The organism is Pseudomonas sp. DW-iso3 (genome assembly GCF_058725305.1).
The window spans coordinates 294461-310210 of the sequence record NZ_JBZXDZ010000004.1 but is presented as its reverse complement, the minus strand read 5'-3'; the positions used below and the strand labels follow the sequence as shown (position 1 = coordinate 310210).

Sequence of the window (15750 nt, the reverse complement as noted above, 5' to 3'; positions counted from 1 at the left end):
ACGGGGCCTCGAAGAACTAAAGCGTCCGAGGGTTATACCGTAAGTGGATCCTATCTTCCTGTGCTTTCGGGTTCGACCACCAAACAGGCGTTGCGCACTGTCGCACTCAGGTGTCGGGCATTACCTTGCAATAGGCATTCGGCAATCGCGGGCTCCAGTTCGACCCGCAAGCGCCTGGCCAGCGCCCTCGCGCCAAATCGCATGTCGTGCTGGCGGCACAGCCAAGCCCGCGCCTGCGCATCCAGCACCAACGAGCGCTGCTGCACCGCCAGGCGCTGGTTGAGTTTGTCGAGTTCCACCGCCAGCAGCGCCTCCAGCCACTGCGCGTCGATGGGCTCGAACATCAGGATACGGTCGATCCGATTGAGAAACTCCGGTTCGAAATGCCCATGCAGCGCCTCTACCAACACCTGTGCCTCACCCCGTGCACACACGCGCAGCAGACGTCGCCAGCCCTGGGTAAAACGCAGGCGATGCCGACGCGCCTGTTGCGCGCCGATGTTGCTGGTCATGAAGATCAGGCTGTTGCGAAAGTCTAACGTGCGCGTGCCGCCGGCCAAGGTCAGCTGACCGTTTTCCAGTATGCCCAACAGGCTGCGTACCACCTCCTGGCTGGCCTTTTCCAGTTCATCGAACAGCACGATCCCCGGCCGGCTGTAGGTGCCCTGGATCAACTCGCTGTTGAACAGGCTGATGCCCTCCTTGCTGCCCACATACCCCGGCGGCGCGCCGGTCAGCGCGGCCGCGTAATGTTCCTGGGCCAGGGTGTGCATGTCGATGCGGCAGAAACCGTCGGCGCGACCGTGCAGCGCCTGGGCCAGCAGGCGCACGATTTCGGTCTTGCCGACACCGGTCGGCCCCATGAACAGGTTGACGCTGAGGGGGCGGTCACGCTCACTGATATCGGCCTTGACCACCTTGAGCAAGCCTTCCACCTGGGCCAGCGCCGCCTCCTGGCCGATGATCCGGCTGCGCAGCAGGGCCATCACCTGGGCCGGTTCAAAGGTAAAGCGCATGCCCTACCCCGCCGTCTTTTCTTGACCACCATGGGGCAAATTCGCCACCGGGCACTCCGCGACGCCTACCGTGCTGCGGGTGATTTTCTCCACGTTTTCCTGGGCTTTCTGCGCATCCAAGACCCAGGTGCGATAGAACTCGAACGGGCAATCCGCCACGCCCTTGTCGCCATCGCCCGAGGCATGCATGCCGGTGTAGCCCCGATGCAGCAGCTTGAACAGATGGTTCTGCGACTGGTCATTGGCCCGCGCATCGCGGATCTGCGACACCGACAACTGCGCATACTGAATACCCATCTCCTCCTCGCCGCACTCGCCCAGGGTGCGCCCATCAAAGCCGATGATCGCCGAGTGCCCGAAGTACGAGTACACCCCGTCGAACCCCGCCGCATTCGCCACCGCCACATAGCAGTTATTGGCCCAGGCCATGCTCTTGGACATCTGCACCTGCTGCTCCTTGGCCGGGTACATATAGCCCTGGCACCGCACGATCAGCTCGGCGCCCTTCATGGCGCAGTCTCGCCAGATCTCCGGGTAGTTGCCGTCGTCGCAGATGATCAGGCTGATCTTCATGCCCTTGGGCCCGTCGCACACGTAGGTTCGATCCCCCGGATACCAACCCTCGATCGGGCACCAGGGAATGCACTTGCGATAGCGCTGCACGATCTCGCCCAGGTTATTGATCAATACCAAGGTGTTATAGGGCGCCTTGTGCGGATGTTCTTCGTGGCGCTCGCCGGTCAGGGAGAACACGCCCCAGGTATTCGCCTGGCGGCAGGCTGCCGAGAAGATCGCGGTCTCCTCGCCGGGAATGCTCGCGGCGGTCGCCATCATCTCGTCATGGTCGTACATGATCCCCATGGTGCTGTATTCCGGGAACACCACCAAATCCATGCCGGGCAGGCCCTGTTTCATGCCGACAATGATCTCGGCAATCTTGCTTGCGTTGTCGATGACCTCGGCCTTGCTGTGCAGGCGCGGCATCTTGTAGTTCACCACCGCTACACCGACGGTGTCCGGGCTGCTGGAAATGTCGCCATGGCGCATTACAACGCTCCTGTTCTAGTGACTGATCATCCACGGCCGTGGGCCGGTGCGGGTCTTGAGCCCCAAGGGGTTGGCCTTGCTGGGCTCGACCTTCTTGCGGGTGCCGCAGCAACTGCAACCGGCCGGGTGTTTGCGGCTGTCCTGGTATTCGCCGACCGTTTGCGGCGCGTTGGCGCTGCGCTCGTTGCCGGCGATGGCCCTGCGCTGGTTGGCCGACAGGGTTTGCAGCGCCGGAGCCGACACCCGCAACTGCCCGCCGGGCCCTGCGCAATACGGGCATTGGCTGGGTTCGTTGCGCTGTGCAATCGGGCGCAACATCGTGAAGGTGCCGCAGGTGTCGCAGGCGTATTCGTAGGTCGGCATGGCTAGAGGTCCGGAGCGATGGGCAGGTCGATGCTGCCGTCGAGAAATTGAGTTGGGCCACTGGCGTTGGGGTTGATGTCGAACTCGAAGATTTCCGTCGGCAGCCACAATGTGGCGCAGGCATTCGGGATGTCCACCACGCCGCTGATATGCCCTTGCACCGGTGCCGAGCCGAGCAGCGCGTAACCCTGGGCCGGCGAGTAGCCGAACTTGGTCAGGTAGTTGATCGCATTCAGGCACGCCTGGCGGTAGGCGACATTGACGTCCAGGTAGTGCTGCTGGCCCTGTTCGTCCACCGAAATGCCTTCGAAGATCAAGTAATTCTTGTAGTTCGGCGTGATCGGGCTCGGCTTGAACACCGGGTTCTTGATCCCGTACTTGGCCATGCCGCCCTTGATCAGCTCGACCTTCATGTGCACCCAACCAGCCATCTCGATCGCGCCGCAAAAGGTGATTTCGCCGTCGCCCTGGCTGAAGTGCAGATCGCCCACCGACAGCCCGGCGCCGTTGACGTAGACCGGGAAGAAGATCTTCGAGCCCCGGGATAAATCCTTGATATCGCAGTTACCGCCATGCTCGCGCGGCGGCACTGTGCGTGCGCCGGTCGCTGCCGCATCGTCACGGGCCTGGCCGGTGAGTTTGCCCATGTGGGCAGTGGCGGCCAGCGGTGCGTTGGCCAGTGGCGGAACGCGCGTCGGGTTTGTGTCAATCAGCTCCTGCTCGCGACGGTTCCAGTCGGCGAGCATCACCGGGTCGGGCAGGCAACCGATCAAGCCTGGGTGGATCAGCCCGGCAAAGTTCACCCCGGGGATATGCCGCGAACGTGTGAACATGCCTTTGAAGTCCCAGATGGCTTTCTGCGCGCTGGGGAAGTGATCAGTAAGGAAACCACCGCCGTTCTGCCGCGAGAAAAAACCATTGAAGCCCCACTGGGAATCGGCCTTGGCACCGATATCCAGCAAGTCCACCACCAACAAATCCCCCGGTTCGGCGCCGTGTACACCCACCGGGCCCGACAGATAGTGCACGGTCGACAGGTCGACATCGCGCACATCGCTGGCGTCGTCATTGTTCTTGATCGCGCCGGCGGTCCAATCGTAGGTTTCCAGGATGAAGTCATCGCCCGGCTTGACCCAACAGGCCATGGGGATGTCCGGGTGCCAGCGGTTATGGATCTGCTCGTTCTCGGTGACAGGCTGGTTGAGGTCGACTTTGATCAGCGTTTCGGTCATGGACTGGCTCCTGGACGGATGACGGGGTGCGTGGGATCCAGTCTCAGGCGGCCAGGAAAAACGGGAAATACGTTGGATGACGTATTAACGACGGTGTCGCGGTTTTATTCCATCAATTCGCTCGATGACAGCTTAAGTATTTACTGATTGGACGCCAGGCAGGCAGGTCGTTAGATTCCACCGCGAAGATAGCTTTTAGCCATCACTCCTGCCCCCTTGAATATCGAGCCTTTTATGAAAAACCCTATGTCGTTGGCAATGCGTATCGGGCTGGGCTTCGCGTCCACCTTGTCGTTGCTGGTGCTGATCACTGCCGTCGGTATTCAACGCGTGGGTTTTATCGACAGTACGCTCAAGGATGTCGGTGAAAAAGCCGCCGTCGTCCAGCGCTACGCGATCAACTTCCGTGGCAGCGTGCACAACCGCGCCATTGCCATTCGCGATGCGGTACTGGTCAAGGATGAAGCGGCGCTCAACCGCCATCTGGCCGAGATCGACCAGCTCAAGCGCGATTACCAGGACTCTGCCGTGATGCTGGACCGCCTGTTCGCCAACACCACCGCCAGCGCCGAGGAAACCCGTCTGCTGGGTGATATCAAGGCCATCGAGACCCAGGCCCTGGCGTCCACCGAACGGGTGATCAACCTGCGTCGCAGCAATGACATTGCCGGCGCCCAGGACTTGCTGCTGGCCCAGGCTTCGGTCCACTACACCGAGTGGCTCAAACGCGTGAATGCGCTGATCGACTTCGAAGAAGCGCACATCAAGCAACGCCTGGATACCGTGCAATCGGCTGCCAGCACCTTTGCCATGCTGATGGTGCTGGCCAGCGCCGTCGCGATCATCTTGAGCGTGCTGGTGTCACTGCTGATTATCCGCAAGGTCAAGGCCACCCTTGGCGCAGAGCCGGAGGAAGTCGCCGAGGCGATCCGCCGCCTGGCCGATGGCGAGCTGGACCAGCGCATCGAGACCCGCTACCCCGACAGCGTGATGGGCATCCTGAAAAACGCCCTGGCACGCCTGAGCGACACCATCAGCGAAGTGCGCTCGGCAGCCCAGGCCCTGCGCCATTCCTCGGTCACCCTGCTGTCAGTGGCCAGCGATAACCGCCAGCAGATCAACCTGCAGACCAGCGAAGCCCAGCACGTGGCCGCCGCAATCACGCAAATGGCCGCCTCGGTCAGCGAGGTCTCGGGCTACGCTTCCGCCGCATCCAAGGCGACTATCCTGGCCGACGCCGAAGTGGACAGCGGCCACCGCCTGGTGGGCGAAGTGACCGTGTCCATCGAAGAATTGGCGACGATCCTCGACCAGGCCACCCTTCGGGTCAACCAGGTGTCCAGCGACAGTGAAAACATCGAAACCGTGATCGAAGTGATCAACGCCATCGCCGCCCAGACCAACCTGTTGGCGCTGAACGCGGCGATTGAGGCCGCACGTGCCGGTGAACATGGCCGAGGATTTGCGGTGGTGGCCGATGAAGTGCGCTCCCTGGCGACGCGCACCCAGGAGTCCACCCAGGAAATCCGCGACATGATCGGCAAGCTGCAAAGCGGCACCCAGGACGCCGCCGACATCATGCAACGCAGCCGCAGCCTGGCCCAGACCACCGTGACGCAGACCCGCGACTCTCAGTTGGCGCTCGGCAAGATCAGCCAGGAAGTCGGCGCGATCAATGCGATGAACGCGCAGATCGCCAGTGTTTCCGTGCAGCAAAGCGCGGCGGCTGAAGAGGTTGCACAGAACGTCACGCGCATCCACAGCTCCACCGTGCAATCGGCGGCGGGCTCCGAGCAGGTGGAAAATTCCAATCACGAACTGGCGGAGCTGGCGGATCGCTTGAGCACCAAGGTGGCGTTTTTCAACGTGGCCTAGCGTTTGTCGCGTTTCATCTGCATGGTCAGGGTGAAACGGTCGGCAGGGTAGACCGATTCCGATACGGCGATCAGCACGCCGGCCTCATCGCGGTACTGGCGAATGATGGTCAGCCCCAGCGCACCGCTCTGCGCCTTGAGGCTGGCGGCCAATTCAGACGATAACTGTACCGGGCGCACTTGCTGGTCCACCACATCGATGTGCCGCGAGAAGGCCTTGCCGATCAGTGCCGCGATCAGTTCATCCGGGTGCTTGCGTGCTTCAGGAATCACCTCGGCAAAGGTCTGTTCGGCATATACATCGGTCCAGCACAACGGCGCATTGCCAGCGCCGGCATCGACCTTGATGCTCGACACACAGAAGTAATGCCCGCCCGGCTCCAACCCCAGGCGCCGGGCCAGGGCGATGTCGACAACAAACTCGCGCACCGCCTGGATATCGCGGATATGGGTTTCGGCCACTTGCACAAGGTCGGCCACCGACGCCATCGCCTGGGAATACCCCCCCTGGGGCGACGACGCTTCGACGCGCGTGCCCACGCGCTTGCGCCGCGAGACCATGCCCTGCCCCTGCAACTGGTCAATGGCCGCGCGCACGGTGTGGCGGCTCACCGCATACAGCGAGCAGAGTTCGAACTCAGTCGGCAACAACGAACCCACCGGGTAATGGCCGCTGCCAATCTGGTCGATCAAATCCTTGGCAACCGCCGCATAACGCCTCTGGCTCACGCTTTCCATTTTTACCCTCGTTATCGAGTTGACAGTGTATCAGCACAAGCGCAATCATAATGTACGGACATATAAAATATGTATGGTTTAAAAATAACAATTAGGATTTTCCCATGTCGAGTACCGTTTTTGATTCCGCCCTGTTCCGCGACATGTTCGGCACCGCCGAAATGCGCGGCGTGTTCTCCGATAAAGCCCTGATCGAACGCTATATCGAAGTGGAAGTGGCCCTGGCCCGTGCCGAAGCGCGTTGCGGCGTTATCCCGACCGACGCGGCCGAGCAGATCGCCACGCTGTCGCAGTACGAAGCCCTGGACCTGGCGCTGATGCAGCACGAGACAGAAATCGTCGGTTACCCGATCCTGCCGCTGGTTGAGCAACTGTCGAAGATCTGTGGTGAAGCGGGCCGCTACGTGCATTGGGGCGCCACCACGCAGGACATCATGGACACCGCCGTGGTCCTGCAAGTACGCGCCGCACTGGCCATCGTCGAGCGCGATATCCAGACCGTGCGCGGGCTGCTAGCCGGCCTGGCCGAGCGTTATCGCGACACGCCCATGGCCGGCCGCACACACTTGCAGCACGCGCTGCCGATCACCTTCGGCTACAAGTGCGCGGTGTGGCTGAGCATGTTCGATCGCCACGCCGAGCGCTTGGTGGAACTGCGCCCACGCGTCGAAATCGGCCAGTTCGCCGGGGCTGCAGGTACCCTCGCCTCCCTCGGCGACAAAGGCCTGGAAGTCCAGGAAGCGTTGATGAGCGAACTCGGCCTGGGCGTACCGCAGGCCACCTGGCACGTGGCCCGCGATGGCCTGGCCGAGACCCTGAACTTCCTCGGGCTGGTCACCGGTTCCCTGGGCAAGATTGCACTCGACATCATGATGATGATGACCAGCGAACTGGGCGAAGTGTACGAGCCGTTCGTCAAGGGCCGTGGCGCCAGCAGCACCATGCCGCAAAAGCGCAATCCGATTTCCTGCGAGCTGATGTACGCCGCCGCCAAGGGCGTGCGCCAACACGCCGGGCTGATGCTCGACGCGATGATCCAGGACTTCGAACGCTCCACCGGCCCGTGGCAGGCGGAGTGGATCGCCATTCCCGAAGCCTTTGCGCTCAGCGCCGCGTCCCTCGGCCAGGCGACCTTTATGCTCGCCGGCCTGGAGGTGCGCCCCGAGCGCATGCGCAAGAACCTCGACATGACCCAGGGCCTGATCGTCGCCGAAGCCGTGATGATGGGCCTCGCCCCGGCCCTTGGCCGCCAAGTGGCCCATGACGTGGTGTATGCCGCGTGCCGCATGGCTAACGACCAGGGCACCAGCTTGCTCGACGCCCTGCTCGCCCAGGGTGAAGCCACCGCGCAACTGGACCTGGCCGAGCTGCAACGCCTGACCGATCCCGCCAACTACCTGGGGCTGGCGCCGCAGATGGTGGATATCGCGCTGGCGCGCCAGGGTGCCGTGAAACGCTGACGCCAACGCGGATGAAGATCCAACTGTGGGAGCGGGCTTGCTCGCGAATGCAATGCCTCAGTCAACCAATGCATCAACTGACAGAGCGCTTTCGCGAGCAAGCCCGCTCCCACAGGGGTTCTCTTTCGTTTCACAAGCCTGTGTAACACCCGAACCATAACAACAATGAGAGCACAGACATGTCATCCACCACCGCAAAAAAACCGCTCTACAAGGACCTGACCTTCCAGGTCATCGCCGCCATGTTCCTCGGCATCGCCTTCGGCTTTCTCGCCCCCGAGCTGGCCGCCGGTTTCAAGATCCTTGGCGATATCTTCCTCAAGCTGATCAAGACCGCCGTCGCGCCGCTGGTGTTTTTCACCGTGGTCCACGGCATCGCCTCGGCCGGCGATATCAAGCGCGTCGGCAAGGTCGGCTTGCGCGCGTTGATTTACTTCGAAGTGGTCTCCACCATTGCCCTGGCCATCGGCCTGTTGTGGGGCAACCTGTTGCAGATCGGCTCCGGCATGCACGACGCCCACCCGAGCAGCGCCGCCGCGACCGCCGCGAGTGCCGCCGTGGCCAAGGGGCATGCGCCGGCGTCGACCCTGGACTTTATCTACGGCATCTTTCCGGACAATTTCGTCGGTGCCTTCGCCGGCGGCCAGTTGCTGCAAGTACTGGTGATCTCGGTGTTGTTCGGCTTCGCCCTGCTGGCGTTGAAGCCCGAACGCCGCGAAGTGATCGAAGACGGCCTGAACCGCATCTCCGAGTGCTTCTTCGAGTTTATCAACCTGATCATGAAGTTCGCGCCCCTGGGTGCCTTCGGTTCGGTGGCTTACGCGGTTGGCAGCAATGGCACGGCGGTGCTGATGTCCCTGGCCAACCTGGTGTTGATGTTCTACGTCGGCATCGCATTCTTTATCTGTGTGGTGCTCGGCGCCGTATGCCGGTTGAGCGGCTTCAGCCTGTGGCGTTTCCTCACCTATATCAAGGATGAAATCTTCATCGTGCTCGGCACCGCCTCGTCGGAAAGCGCCCTGCCGCGCCTGCTGCAAAAACTCGAGAAATTCGGTTGCTCCAAACAGAGCGTTGGCCTGGTGCTGCCCACCGGCTATGCGTTCAACCTCGACGGCACCTCGATCTACATGTCGCTGTGCGTGCTGTTTATCGCCAATGCCTACGGAGTGCCGCTGAGCTGGGAACAACAGCTGGGCATCATCGCGATCATGCTGGTGACCTCCAAAGGCGCGGCGGCGGTGTCGGGTGGCAGCTTCGTGGTGTTCGCCGCGACGGTCACGGCCATCGGCGTGCTGCCGGCAGAAGGCCTGGCGCTGCTGTTCGGCGTGTACCGCTTCATGTCGATGGCCATTGCCACCTGCAACACCATCGGCAATAGCGTCGCGACGGTGGTGGTGTCGAAATGGTCCGGGGAGTTCTCCCAACAGACTGCCCAGGATGAATACCAACGCGTGCTCGGGCGTGCTGCCGGCGCTGCGCTTTAACGGAGCCTCGTGATGACGACTCTGCGAATCGAACATGACGCGTTCGGCCCCGTGTCCATACCGGCCGACCGCTACTGGGGCGCGCAAACCCAACGGGCGCTGGAGGTCTTCGGCGGTAAGCAGCCGTTCCCCGCCAGCCTGATCCGCGCCTTTGGCCAACAAAAACGTGCGTGTGCGCGTGCCAATGCACGCCTCGGCGTATTGGCGCCGGCCCTGGCGCAAGCGATCGAACAGGCCGCCGAAGCACTGGCCAAGGGCGATCTTGACCAGCACTTCCCGCTGTCGATCTGGCAAACCGGCTCCGGCACCCAGACCAACATGAACGCCAATGAGGTGATCGCCAACTGCGCCAACCTCACCCTCGGCGGCGAACTGGGCAGCAAGTCGCCGGTGCACCCCAACGACCATGTGAACCGCTCACAGTCGTCCAACGACAGCTTCCCCACGGTGATGCACCTGACCACTGTGCTGGAACTGCGCGGTCGACTGCTGCCTGTGCTGGGCCATCTGCGTGATGCGCTCGGTAACAAAGCCGACGCCTGGCAGGAGGTGCTTAAAATCGGCCGTACCCACCTGATGGATGCGGTGCCCATGAGCCAAGGCCAGGCATTTGGCGCGTTTGCCCAGCAAATCCAGCACGGCATCGCGCGCATCGAAGCGTGCATGCCGCGCCTGCGCCTGCTGCCCCAAGGGGGGACAGCGGTGGGCACTGGACTGAATACACCGGCGGGTTTTGACCTGGCGTTCTGCGAGGAAATCAGCCGACTCACTGGCGAACGCTTCGAAACCAACCCGTGCAAGTTCGAAGGCATGGGCACCCACGATGCCTTGGTAGAAGCCTCTGGGACATTGAATGTGCTCGCCGTGTCACTGACCAAGATCGCCAATGACATCCGCCTGCTTGGCTCGGGGCCGCGCTGCGGCCTGGGTGAATTGATCGTGCCCGACGACGGCCTGACCTCTTCGATCATGCCCGGCAAACGCAACCCGACCATCGCCGAAGTGCTGGTGCAGGGGGCGATGCAGGTGATCGGCAACCACACCACCATCACCCTGGCGGGGGCTTCCAGCACCTTCGAATTGAACGTGGCCAAGCCGGTATTGATCCACAACCTGCTGCACTCGATCGAGGTACTCAGCGACTGCGCCAGCCTGTTCACCCACAAGCTGCTGGGCGGCCTGGAAGTGAACCGCCGGCAACTGGCGCACAATGTGGAGCACTCATTATTGATGGCGACCGCACTGAACCCGGTGCTGGGCTATGACCGCGTGGCGCAGATCACCCGTAAGGCCGCGGACGAGGGCCTGTCACCCAAGGACGCGGCGGTGCAACTAGGGCTGATAACCGCCGAAGATTATGAGCGACAGGTGCGGCCGGAAAGGATGATCACACCCAGCGACGACTGAACGTTGCCCGACAGGACGTTCAGTCCGACACCCCCGCAAGGCGCTCTACCTGAGCATGAAAAGTCATAACTCCAATGTTTGGACTGTATCGCGTCCAATCAGCCTGTCCGGTAGATCGCTGTCGGTAACGGAGTCCAACTGACGGTTGAACTCCGGCCGGCTAAGGATCTCCCGGGCCAGCAGGGTCATCCTATCGTTCACGGGATTGCCGTCCATCGTCTGGCTTGCTACTTCACGTAATGATTGCTGGCTGATTTTGTCATTGGCGTTGGGAGCGAAGTAGTCAAAGTTATTACCCAGCTCTTTCGCCAAATCAGCGTTTGTGGCACCTCTTAACTCACGAAAAACCTCACCACTCTGCGGGCTCATGCCTTCGCCTTGCGACGATGCGGACATGCTGCCGAATGCCTGCGGGCGATAGTACTCGTCATAGGTGTTTTCAACACGTTGGCGCTGCATGGAACCGGTGTACCTTCCGGCCCAACTCTGCATGGACGGTGTCTCTTGGGATTGGTAGTAATCAACCACCCTGTTCGCGTCCCCCTGGCTGATCAGCCCGTCTTCAAGACCACTGTGGTTGATTGCATCGAGCAAATGACTCATTTCAGGACGGCTGAGAATCTCGTTGGCCAGCAGTGTCATCCGGTCTTCTACCGGGTTACCGGTCAACGGACGATTGGCAGCGTCCTCAAGGACTGCACGTGTGACAAAGCCGGACGGGCCCTGGAAGTAGCTGAAGTTATCGGCAAAATCCCGTGCAACCGTGGTATTCGAAGGCGCGCGATAGTCCCCCGGTGAATGATTCATTGCGGGCTGGTTGAACGCTCCGACGTTATTAATGGGGCGCTCATATTGCGCAGGGTAAGCCTGCGAAAATGACGGTGCAGTGCTCGGCTCTCCGGCCCTGGACTGCTGGCCGGCAGACGCGTCATCGCTCGTGTAGTAATCAACGAGCTGTTCAACGTTTTCACGGTCAACTAGACCGTCGTGTATACCGCGCTCATTCAACTTATCCAACTTGCGGTTCACGTCCGGGCGATTAAGGATTTCGCCTGCCAATAGCGTCATATTGTCGTCGACGGAATGACCGGTCAGCGGACGAGCCGCCACTTCACGGAGTCTGGCCTGGTCCACGAAGCCGGTCTTGGTATTGACGAAGTAATCAAAGTTATTCCCAAACGTCTTTACCAGATTCAAATTTGAAGTGTTCTTGTATTTGTCCTCCCGCGAGGTGGGTTGCCCGTCAAGATCAGGCCTATTGAAACTGAGTGGGTAATTTTGACCGTATTGAGTATTTACCATGGCAACACCTCAGGGAGTAGATGCATCACAGCCGACCAACGTTCGGCTGGACAGTTTGTCGACATCCATCTGTGGCCACACAAAGAGCAACGGTTCCAGTAAAACATAGGTTAAAACCAGCACTTACGAAGCGGCAACCCAACCTGCATTCACACCGATAAGTACCGGCTGATCATCGCCTCATCCACTCGGTCGCGGGTCTCTTCAATCACAAACCGCCCCTTCTCGATCACCAGAAAACGGTCCGCGATGTCCAGGGTAAACGACAGCACCTGCTCCGACACCACAATGGTCAAATCGCGCAGGTTACGGATTTCCTTCAGCGTGCGGGCAATGTCCTTGATGATCGACGGCTGGATACCCTCTGTCGGCTCATCCAACAACAACACTTTGGGGTTGGTCGCCAGCGCCCGGGCTATCGCCAGTTGTTGTTGCTGCCCGCCAGACAGGTTACCGCCCTTTCGCGACTGCATGTCGTGGAGCACCGGAAACAGCGCATACAAGTCTTCCGGCACTTTGCCGCGTGCCGATGCCGGCAAGCCGGTCTGAATATTTTCCAGCACGGTCATACTCGGGAAAATCATGCGGCCCTGGGGCACATAGGCGATCCCCCGCGCGACCCGTTCATGGGTTTCCAGCGCCGAGACATCCTGCCCATCCACGCTGACTTGGCCCTGCCACTGCGGCAGGATGCCCATCAGGCTCTTGAACAACGTGGTCTTACCCATGCCGTTGCGGCCCATCACCGCGACAATCTCGCGCTTGGCGACATTCAGGTTCAAGTCATGGAGAATCTGGCTCTGCCCGTAACCGCAGGACAACTGGTCGATCTTGAACATGCGCGGCTCCTCAGTGGCCCAAATACACTTCGATAACTTTCGGGTTGCTTTGCACCGATGCCATGCTGCCCTCGGCCAACACTTTGCCCTGGTGCAGCACCGTGACCTTGTGGGCGATGCTTTTGACGAACTCCATGTCGTGCTCGATCACCAGCACCGAACGGCCCTGGCTGATGCGGTTGAGCAGCTCGGCGGTTTGCGCGCGCTCATTGACGCTCATGCCAGCCACCGGTTCATCGAGCATCAGCAACTCGGGGTCCTGCATCAGTAGCATGCCGATCTCCAGCCACTGCTTCTGGCCGTGGGACAGCAGGTCGGCCTGTTGTTGCAGCAGGTCGCCGAGAAAGATCTCCCGCGCCACCTCCTCCACCCGGGCGATCACCTGGGCGTTGCGCTTGAAGAACAGCGCGCCCCATACCTTGCGACCGGCCGGGTAAGACATCTCCAGGTTCTCGAACACCGTGAGGTTTTCGTAGATCGACGGGTTCTGGAACTTGCGGCCCACGCCGGCACGCACAATGTTGTACTCGCGCATGTTGGTCAGCTCCTGGCCATCGAACTGGATGCTGCCGCTGGTGGCGCGGGTTTTGCCGCAGATCAGGTCAAGCACGGTGGTCTTGCCGGCGCCGTTTGGGCCGATCACCACGCGCACTTCATTGCGGTCGATGTACAGGTTAAGGTTGTCGACCGCCTTGAAGCCGTCGAACGACACGGTGAGGCCTTCAATGGCCAGCACCGGTTTTTTCATTTCAAAGCCGACGGCGGTCATGGCTGGGTCTCCAGGATTTTGCTTGTGGCCTTGGGTGTTAACGGTGCGTTCACCGGGGTCGCCGCTACAGGTTTACGCCGCAACATTTTCGCCAGTGCCTGACGCCCATGGCTGTCCCACAAACCGGCGAGGCCGTTGGGGAAGTACATCACCACCGCGATAAACAGCCCGCCCATCAGGTACAACCACAACTCGGGGAAGGACTCGGAAAAGTAAGTCTTGCCGTAGTTCACCAGCAACGCGCCATACACTGCACCGAGCAGTGACATGCGCCCGCCCACCGCCGCAAAGATCACCATCTCGATCGACGGCACGATGCCCACGAACGAGGGCGACATAAAGCCCACCTGCAAGGCAAACATCGCCCCGCCGATCGCCGAGAACGCGGCGGCCACGCAGAACACGAAGATCTTGAAGCTGGCCACGTCATACCCGGAGAAACGCACGCGTTCTTCCTTGTCGCGCATCGCCATCAGCAACCGGCCGAGCTTGGAAGCAAGGATGAAGCGGCCAATGAAGATGCAGCCGAACAGCAACCCGGCGTTGATGAAGTACAGGATCATCTTCGCGCTGTCGGTGCGCAGGTCCCAGCCAAGCAGGGTCTTGAGGTCGGTGATGCCGTTGACGCCACCGGTCAGGCCTTGTTGGCCGACGATCAGCACCGTGAGGATCAGCGCAATCGCCTGGGTGACGATGGAGAAATACACATCGCCCACGCGCCGCTTGAACAGCGCCATACCGATGATGAACGCCAGCAGCACCGGCACCGCAATCACCGCCGCCAAGGTGAAGCTGAAACTGTGGAACGGCTGCCACAGCCACGGCAGCTCGGTGATCTGGTTCCAATCCATGAAGTCCGGAATGCCCGGTGTGGACTGGATCTTGGTGCTTTCGGGGTCCGAGGCTTCCAGTTTGAGGAACATTGCCATGCAGTAGCCGCCGACGCCAAAGAACACGCCCTGCCCCAGGCTGAGGATGCCGCCATAGCCCCAGCACAACACCAGGCCCACCGCGACAAACGCGTAGGTCAGGTATTTGCCGACCATGTTCAGGCGGAACGCATCCAGGGTCAGGGGGAATACCACCAGGATCAACAGCGCCAGCAACACGATGCCGATCAGGTTTTGCTGGCCGCCCAGCAGCTTGTCTAAAGCCTTCATCCGCTCGCCTCTACTTGCGCACTTTGATGGAGAACAACCCTTGCGGGCGCAGCATCAGGATCAGAATCACCGAGGACAAGGTGAGTACCTTGGCCATCGAGCCACTGAGGAAAAACTCCGACAGCGATTGGGTCTGGGCAATCACGAAAGCCGAAGCGATGGTGCCGAACAGGCTCTGCGCGCCGCCGAAGACCACCACCAGGAAGGTGTCGACGATGTACTGCGAGCCCGCCGTCGGCCCGGTGGAGCCGATGGTGGTGAACGCCGCGCCGGCCACCCCGGCGACGCCGCAGCCCAAGGCGAAGGTCATGCGGTCGACCTTGCGCGTATTGATGCCCACCGCGCGGCTCATCAGGCGGTTCTGCACCGTGGCGCGCACCTGCAGGCCCCAACGCGAGCGGTAGAGCATCAGGAAGATCGCGGCGGTGAGCAGCAGGGTCAGGGCCATCATGAACAGGCCATTGCGCGGGATCTCGATGGCATCGGTGAAATTCACCGAGCCCATCAACCAGGCCGGTGGTTCAGCGCTGACCTCACGGGCGCCGAACACCGAGCGGAAGGTCTGCTGCATCACCAGCGACAGCCCCCAGGTGGCGAGCAAAGTGTCCAGCGGGCGCTTGTACAAGCGGCTGATCATCGCCCACTCCACCAGCCAGCCAATCGCACCGGCCACCAGGAATGACAGGGCAATGGCGAAGAAGAAGTAATAGGGTTGAAAGCCCGGCGCAAAGTGCGCCGTGAGGCTGGAACACACGTAGGTGGTGTACGCGCCGATGGTCAGGAACTCACCGTGGGCCATGTTGATCACACCCATCTGGCCAAAGATGATCGCCAGCCCCAATGCCATCAGCAACAGCACGCAGAACACGGACAAGCCGTTGAACCCCTGCATCGCCGCGATGGCTCCAAATTCCGATAGCCATTCCATGATGATGGTCTCCTGAGCGCCAGGTTGAATTGCAATCTGCTTCCGCTTTAGGTGGGAGCGGGCTTGCTCGCGAATGAGGTGGATCAGTCAATACACCGGCGAATGACACTCCGCATTCGCGAGCAAGCCCG

14 protein-coding genes and 1 pseudogene are annotated in these 15750 nt (G+C 61.1%); 5 read left to right on the top strand and 10 right to left on the bottom strand.

All coding sequences use genetic code 11. From position 1 onward, the window contains the following. Positions 1–50: 50 nt before the first annotated feature. The 4 genes from AC4PS7_RS13600 to fmdA are packed head-to-tail and all read right to left on the bottom strand — an operon-like array spanning position 51 to position 3658. Positions 51–1016: an AAA family ATPase gene (locus AC4PS7_RS13600; protein ID WP_492179484.1), complete on the bottom strand. Its 966-nt coding sequence runs from the start codon at positions 1014–1016 to the stop codon at positions 51–53. Positions 1017–1019: 3 nt separating this feature from the next. Next, positions 1020–2063, bottom strand: coding sequence for an aliphatic amidase (locus tag AC4PS7_RS13595; protein ID WP_010211067.1), 1044 nt, complete (start codon positions 2061–2063; stop codon positions 1020–1022). A 15-nt stretch (positions 2064–2078) separates the two neighbouring features. After that, a complete protein-coding gene (locus AC4PS7_RS13590; protein WP_010211068.1) occupies positions 2079–2426 on the bottom strand; it encodes an FmdB family zinc ribbon protein in 348 nt (115 codons plus the stop codon). A 2-nt stretch (positions 2427–2428) separates the two neighbouring features. Continuing rightward, positions 2429–3658: a formamidase gene (gene fmdA / locus AC4PS7_RS13585; RefSeq protein WP_010211069.1), complete on the bottom strand. Its 1230-nt coding sequence runs from the start codon at positions 3656–3658 to the stop codon at positions 2429–2431. A gap of 234 nt (positions 3659–3892) precedes the next feature. Here fmdA and AC4PS7_RS13580 point away from each other — a divergent pair. Beyond that, positions 3893–4405: pseudogene (locus AC4PS7_RS13580) on the top strand (MCP four helix bundle domain-containing protein); the annotation flags it as partial. Between the two features lie 63 nt (positions 4406–4468). After that, positions 4469–5533, top strand: a complete 1065-nt coding sequence (locus AC4PS7_RS13575) for a methyl-accepting chemotaxis protein (RefSeq protein ID WP_373422408.1) — start codon at positions 4469–4471, stop codon at positions 5531–5533. Here AC4PS7_RS13575 and AC4PS7_RS13570 read toward each other — a convergent pair. Beyond that, complete coding sequence (locus AC4PS7_RS13570) at positions 5530–6261, bottom strand: GntR family transcriptional regulator (protein ID WP_029529164.1); 732 nt, start codon at positions 6259–6261, stop codon at positions 5530–5532. The genes AC4PS7_RS13575 and AC4PS7_RS13570 overlap by 4 nt on opposite strands. A 113-nt stretch (positions 6262–6374) precedes the next feature. Between AC4PS7_RS13570 and AC4PS7_RS13565 the strand changes: the two genes are divergently transcribed. The 3 genes from AC4PS7_RS13565 to AC4PS7_RS13555 all read left to right on the top strand — a co-directional run bounded on the left by AC4PS7_RS13565 (position 6375) and on the right by AC4PS7_RS13555 (position 10621). Further along, positions 6375–7730 carry a class-II fumarase/aspartase family protein gene (locus tag AC4PS7_RS13565; RefSeq protein WP_010211073.1) on the top strand — a complete coding sequence of 452 codons (1356 nt, stop codon included), beginning with the start codon at positions 6375–6377 and terminating at the stop codon, positions 7728–7730. 179 nt (positions 7731–7909) lie between these two features. Then, complete coding sequence (locus tag AC4PS7_RS13560) at positions 7910–9214, top strand: cation:dicarboxylate symporter family transporter (RefSeq protein ID WP_010211074.1); 1305 nt, start codon at positions 7910–7912, stop codon at positions 9212–9214. A 12-nt stretch (positions 9215–9226) separates the two neighbouring features. After that, positions 9227–10621, top strand: coding sequence for a class II fumarate hydratase (locus AC4PS7_RS13555; protein ID WP_010211075.1), 1395 nt, complete (start codon positions 9227–9229; stop codon positions 10619–10621). A 63-nt stretch (positions 10622–10684) separates the two neighbouring features. Here the strand turns inward: AC4PS7_RS13555 and AC4PS7_RS13550 are convergent, their stop codons facing one another. From AC4PS7_RS13550 to urtB, 5 genes are all read right to left on the bottom strand, one after another. Continuing rightward, positions 10685–11923 carry a hypothetical protein gene (locus AC4PS7_RS13550; RefSeq protein ID WP_052806507.1) on the bottom strand — a complete coding sequence of 413 codons (1239 nt, stop codon included), beginning with the start codon at positions 11921–11923 and terminating at the stop codon, positions 10685–10687. A 149-nt stretch (positions 11924–12072) separates the two neighbouring features. After that, on the bottom strand, positions 12073–12762 hold the full coding sequence (gene urtE, locus AC4PS7_RS13545) for an urea ABC transporter ATP-binding subunit UrtE (protein WP_010211077.1): 690 nt from the start codon (positions 12760–12762) through the stop codon (positions 12073–12075). Positions 12763–12772: 10 nt separating this feature from the next. Next, a complete protein-coding gene (urtD, locus tag AC4PS7_RS13540; RefSeq protein WP_010211078.1) occupies positions 12773–13531 on the bottom strand; it encodes an urea ABC transporter ATP-binding protein UrtD in 759 nt (252 codons plus the stop codon). Next, positions 13528–14691 (bottom strand): urea ABC transporter permease subunit UrtC, encoded by a 1164-nt coding sequence (urtC, locus tag AC4PS7_RS13535; protein ID WP_010211079.1) that lies wholly within the window; start codon positions 14689–14691, stop codon positions 13528–13530. The genes urtD and urtC overlap by 4 nt, the downstream gene beginning before the upstream one ends. A gap of 10 nt (positions 14692–14701) precedes the next feature. Then, on the bottom strand, positions 14702–15619 hold the full coding sequence (urtB, locus tag AC4PS7_RS13530) for an urea ABC transporter permease subunit UrtB (RefSeq protein WP_010211080.1): 918 nt from the start codon (positions 15617–15619) through the stop codon (positions 14702–14704). Positions 15620–15750 lie beyond the last annotated feature (131 nt).

Coding starts and splice junctions, on each gene's coding strand:
- AC4PS7_RS13575 (WP_373422408.1), top strand. CDS start 4,469: ATGCTGATGGTGCTGGCCAGCGCCGTCGCGATCATCTTGAGCGTGCTG.
- fmdA (WP_010211069.1), bottom strand. CDS start 3,658: ATGACCGAAACGCTGATCAAAGTCGACCTCAACCAGCCTGTCACCGAG.
- urtC (WP_010211079.1), bottom strand. CDS start 14,691: ATGAAGGCTTTAGACAAGCTGCTGGGCGGCCAGCAAAACCTGATCGGC.
- AC4PS7_RS13595 (WP_010211067.1), bottom strand. CDS start 2,063: ATGCGCCATGGCGACATTTCCAGCAGCCCGGACACCGTCGGTGTAGCG.
- AC4PS7_RS13590 (WP_010211068.1), bottom strand. CDS start 2,426: ATGCCGACCTACGAATACGCCTGCGACACCTGCGGCACCTTCACGATG.
- AC4PS7_RS13550 (WP_052806507.1), bottom strand. CDS start 11,923: ATGGTAAATACTCAATACGGTCAAAATTACCCACTCAGTTTCAATAGG.
- urtD (WP_010211078.1), bottom strand. CDS start 13,531: ATGACCGCCGTCGGCTTTGAAATGAAAAAACCGGTGCTGGCCATTGAA.
- AC4PS7_RS13560 (WP_010211074.1), top strand. CDS start 7,910: ATGTCATCCACCACCGCAAAAAAACCGCTCTACAAGGACCTGACCTTC.
- urtE (WP_010211077.1), bottom strand. CDS start 12,762: ATGTTCAAGATCGACCAGTTGTCCTGCGGTTACGGGCAGAGCCAGATT.
- urtB (WP_010211080.1), bottom strand. CDS start 15,619: ATGGAATGGCTATCGGAATTTGGAGCCATCGCGGCGATGCAGGGGTTC.
- AC4PS7_RS13600 (WP_492179484.1), bottom strand. CDS start 1,016: ATGCGCTTTACCTTTGAACCGGCCCAGGTGATGGCCCTGCTGCGCAGC.
- AC4PS7_RS13565 (WP_010211073.1), top strand. CDS start 6,375: ATGTCGAGTACCGTTTTTGATTCCGCCCTGTTCCGCGACATGTTCGGC.
- AC4PS7_RS13555 (WP_010211075.1), top strand. CDS start 9,227: ATGACGACTCTGCGAATCGAACATGACGCGTTCGGCCCCGTGTCCATA.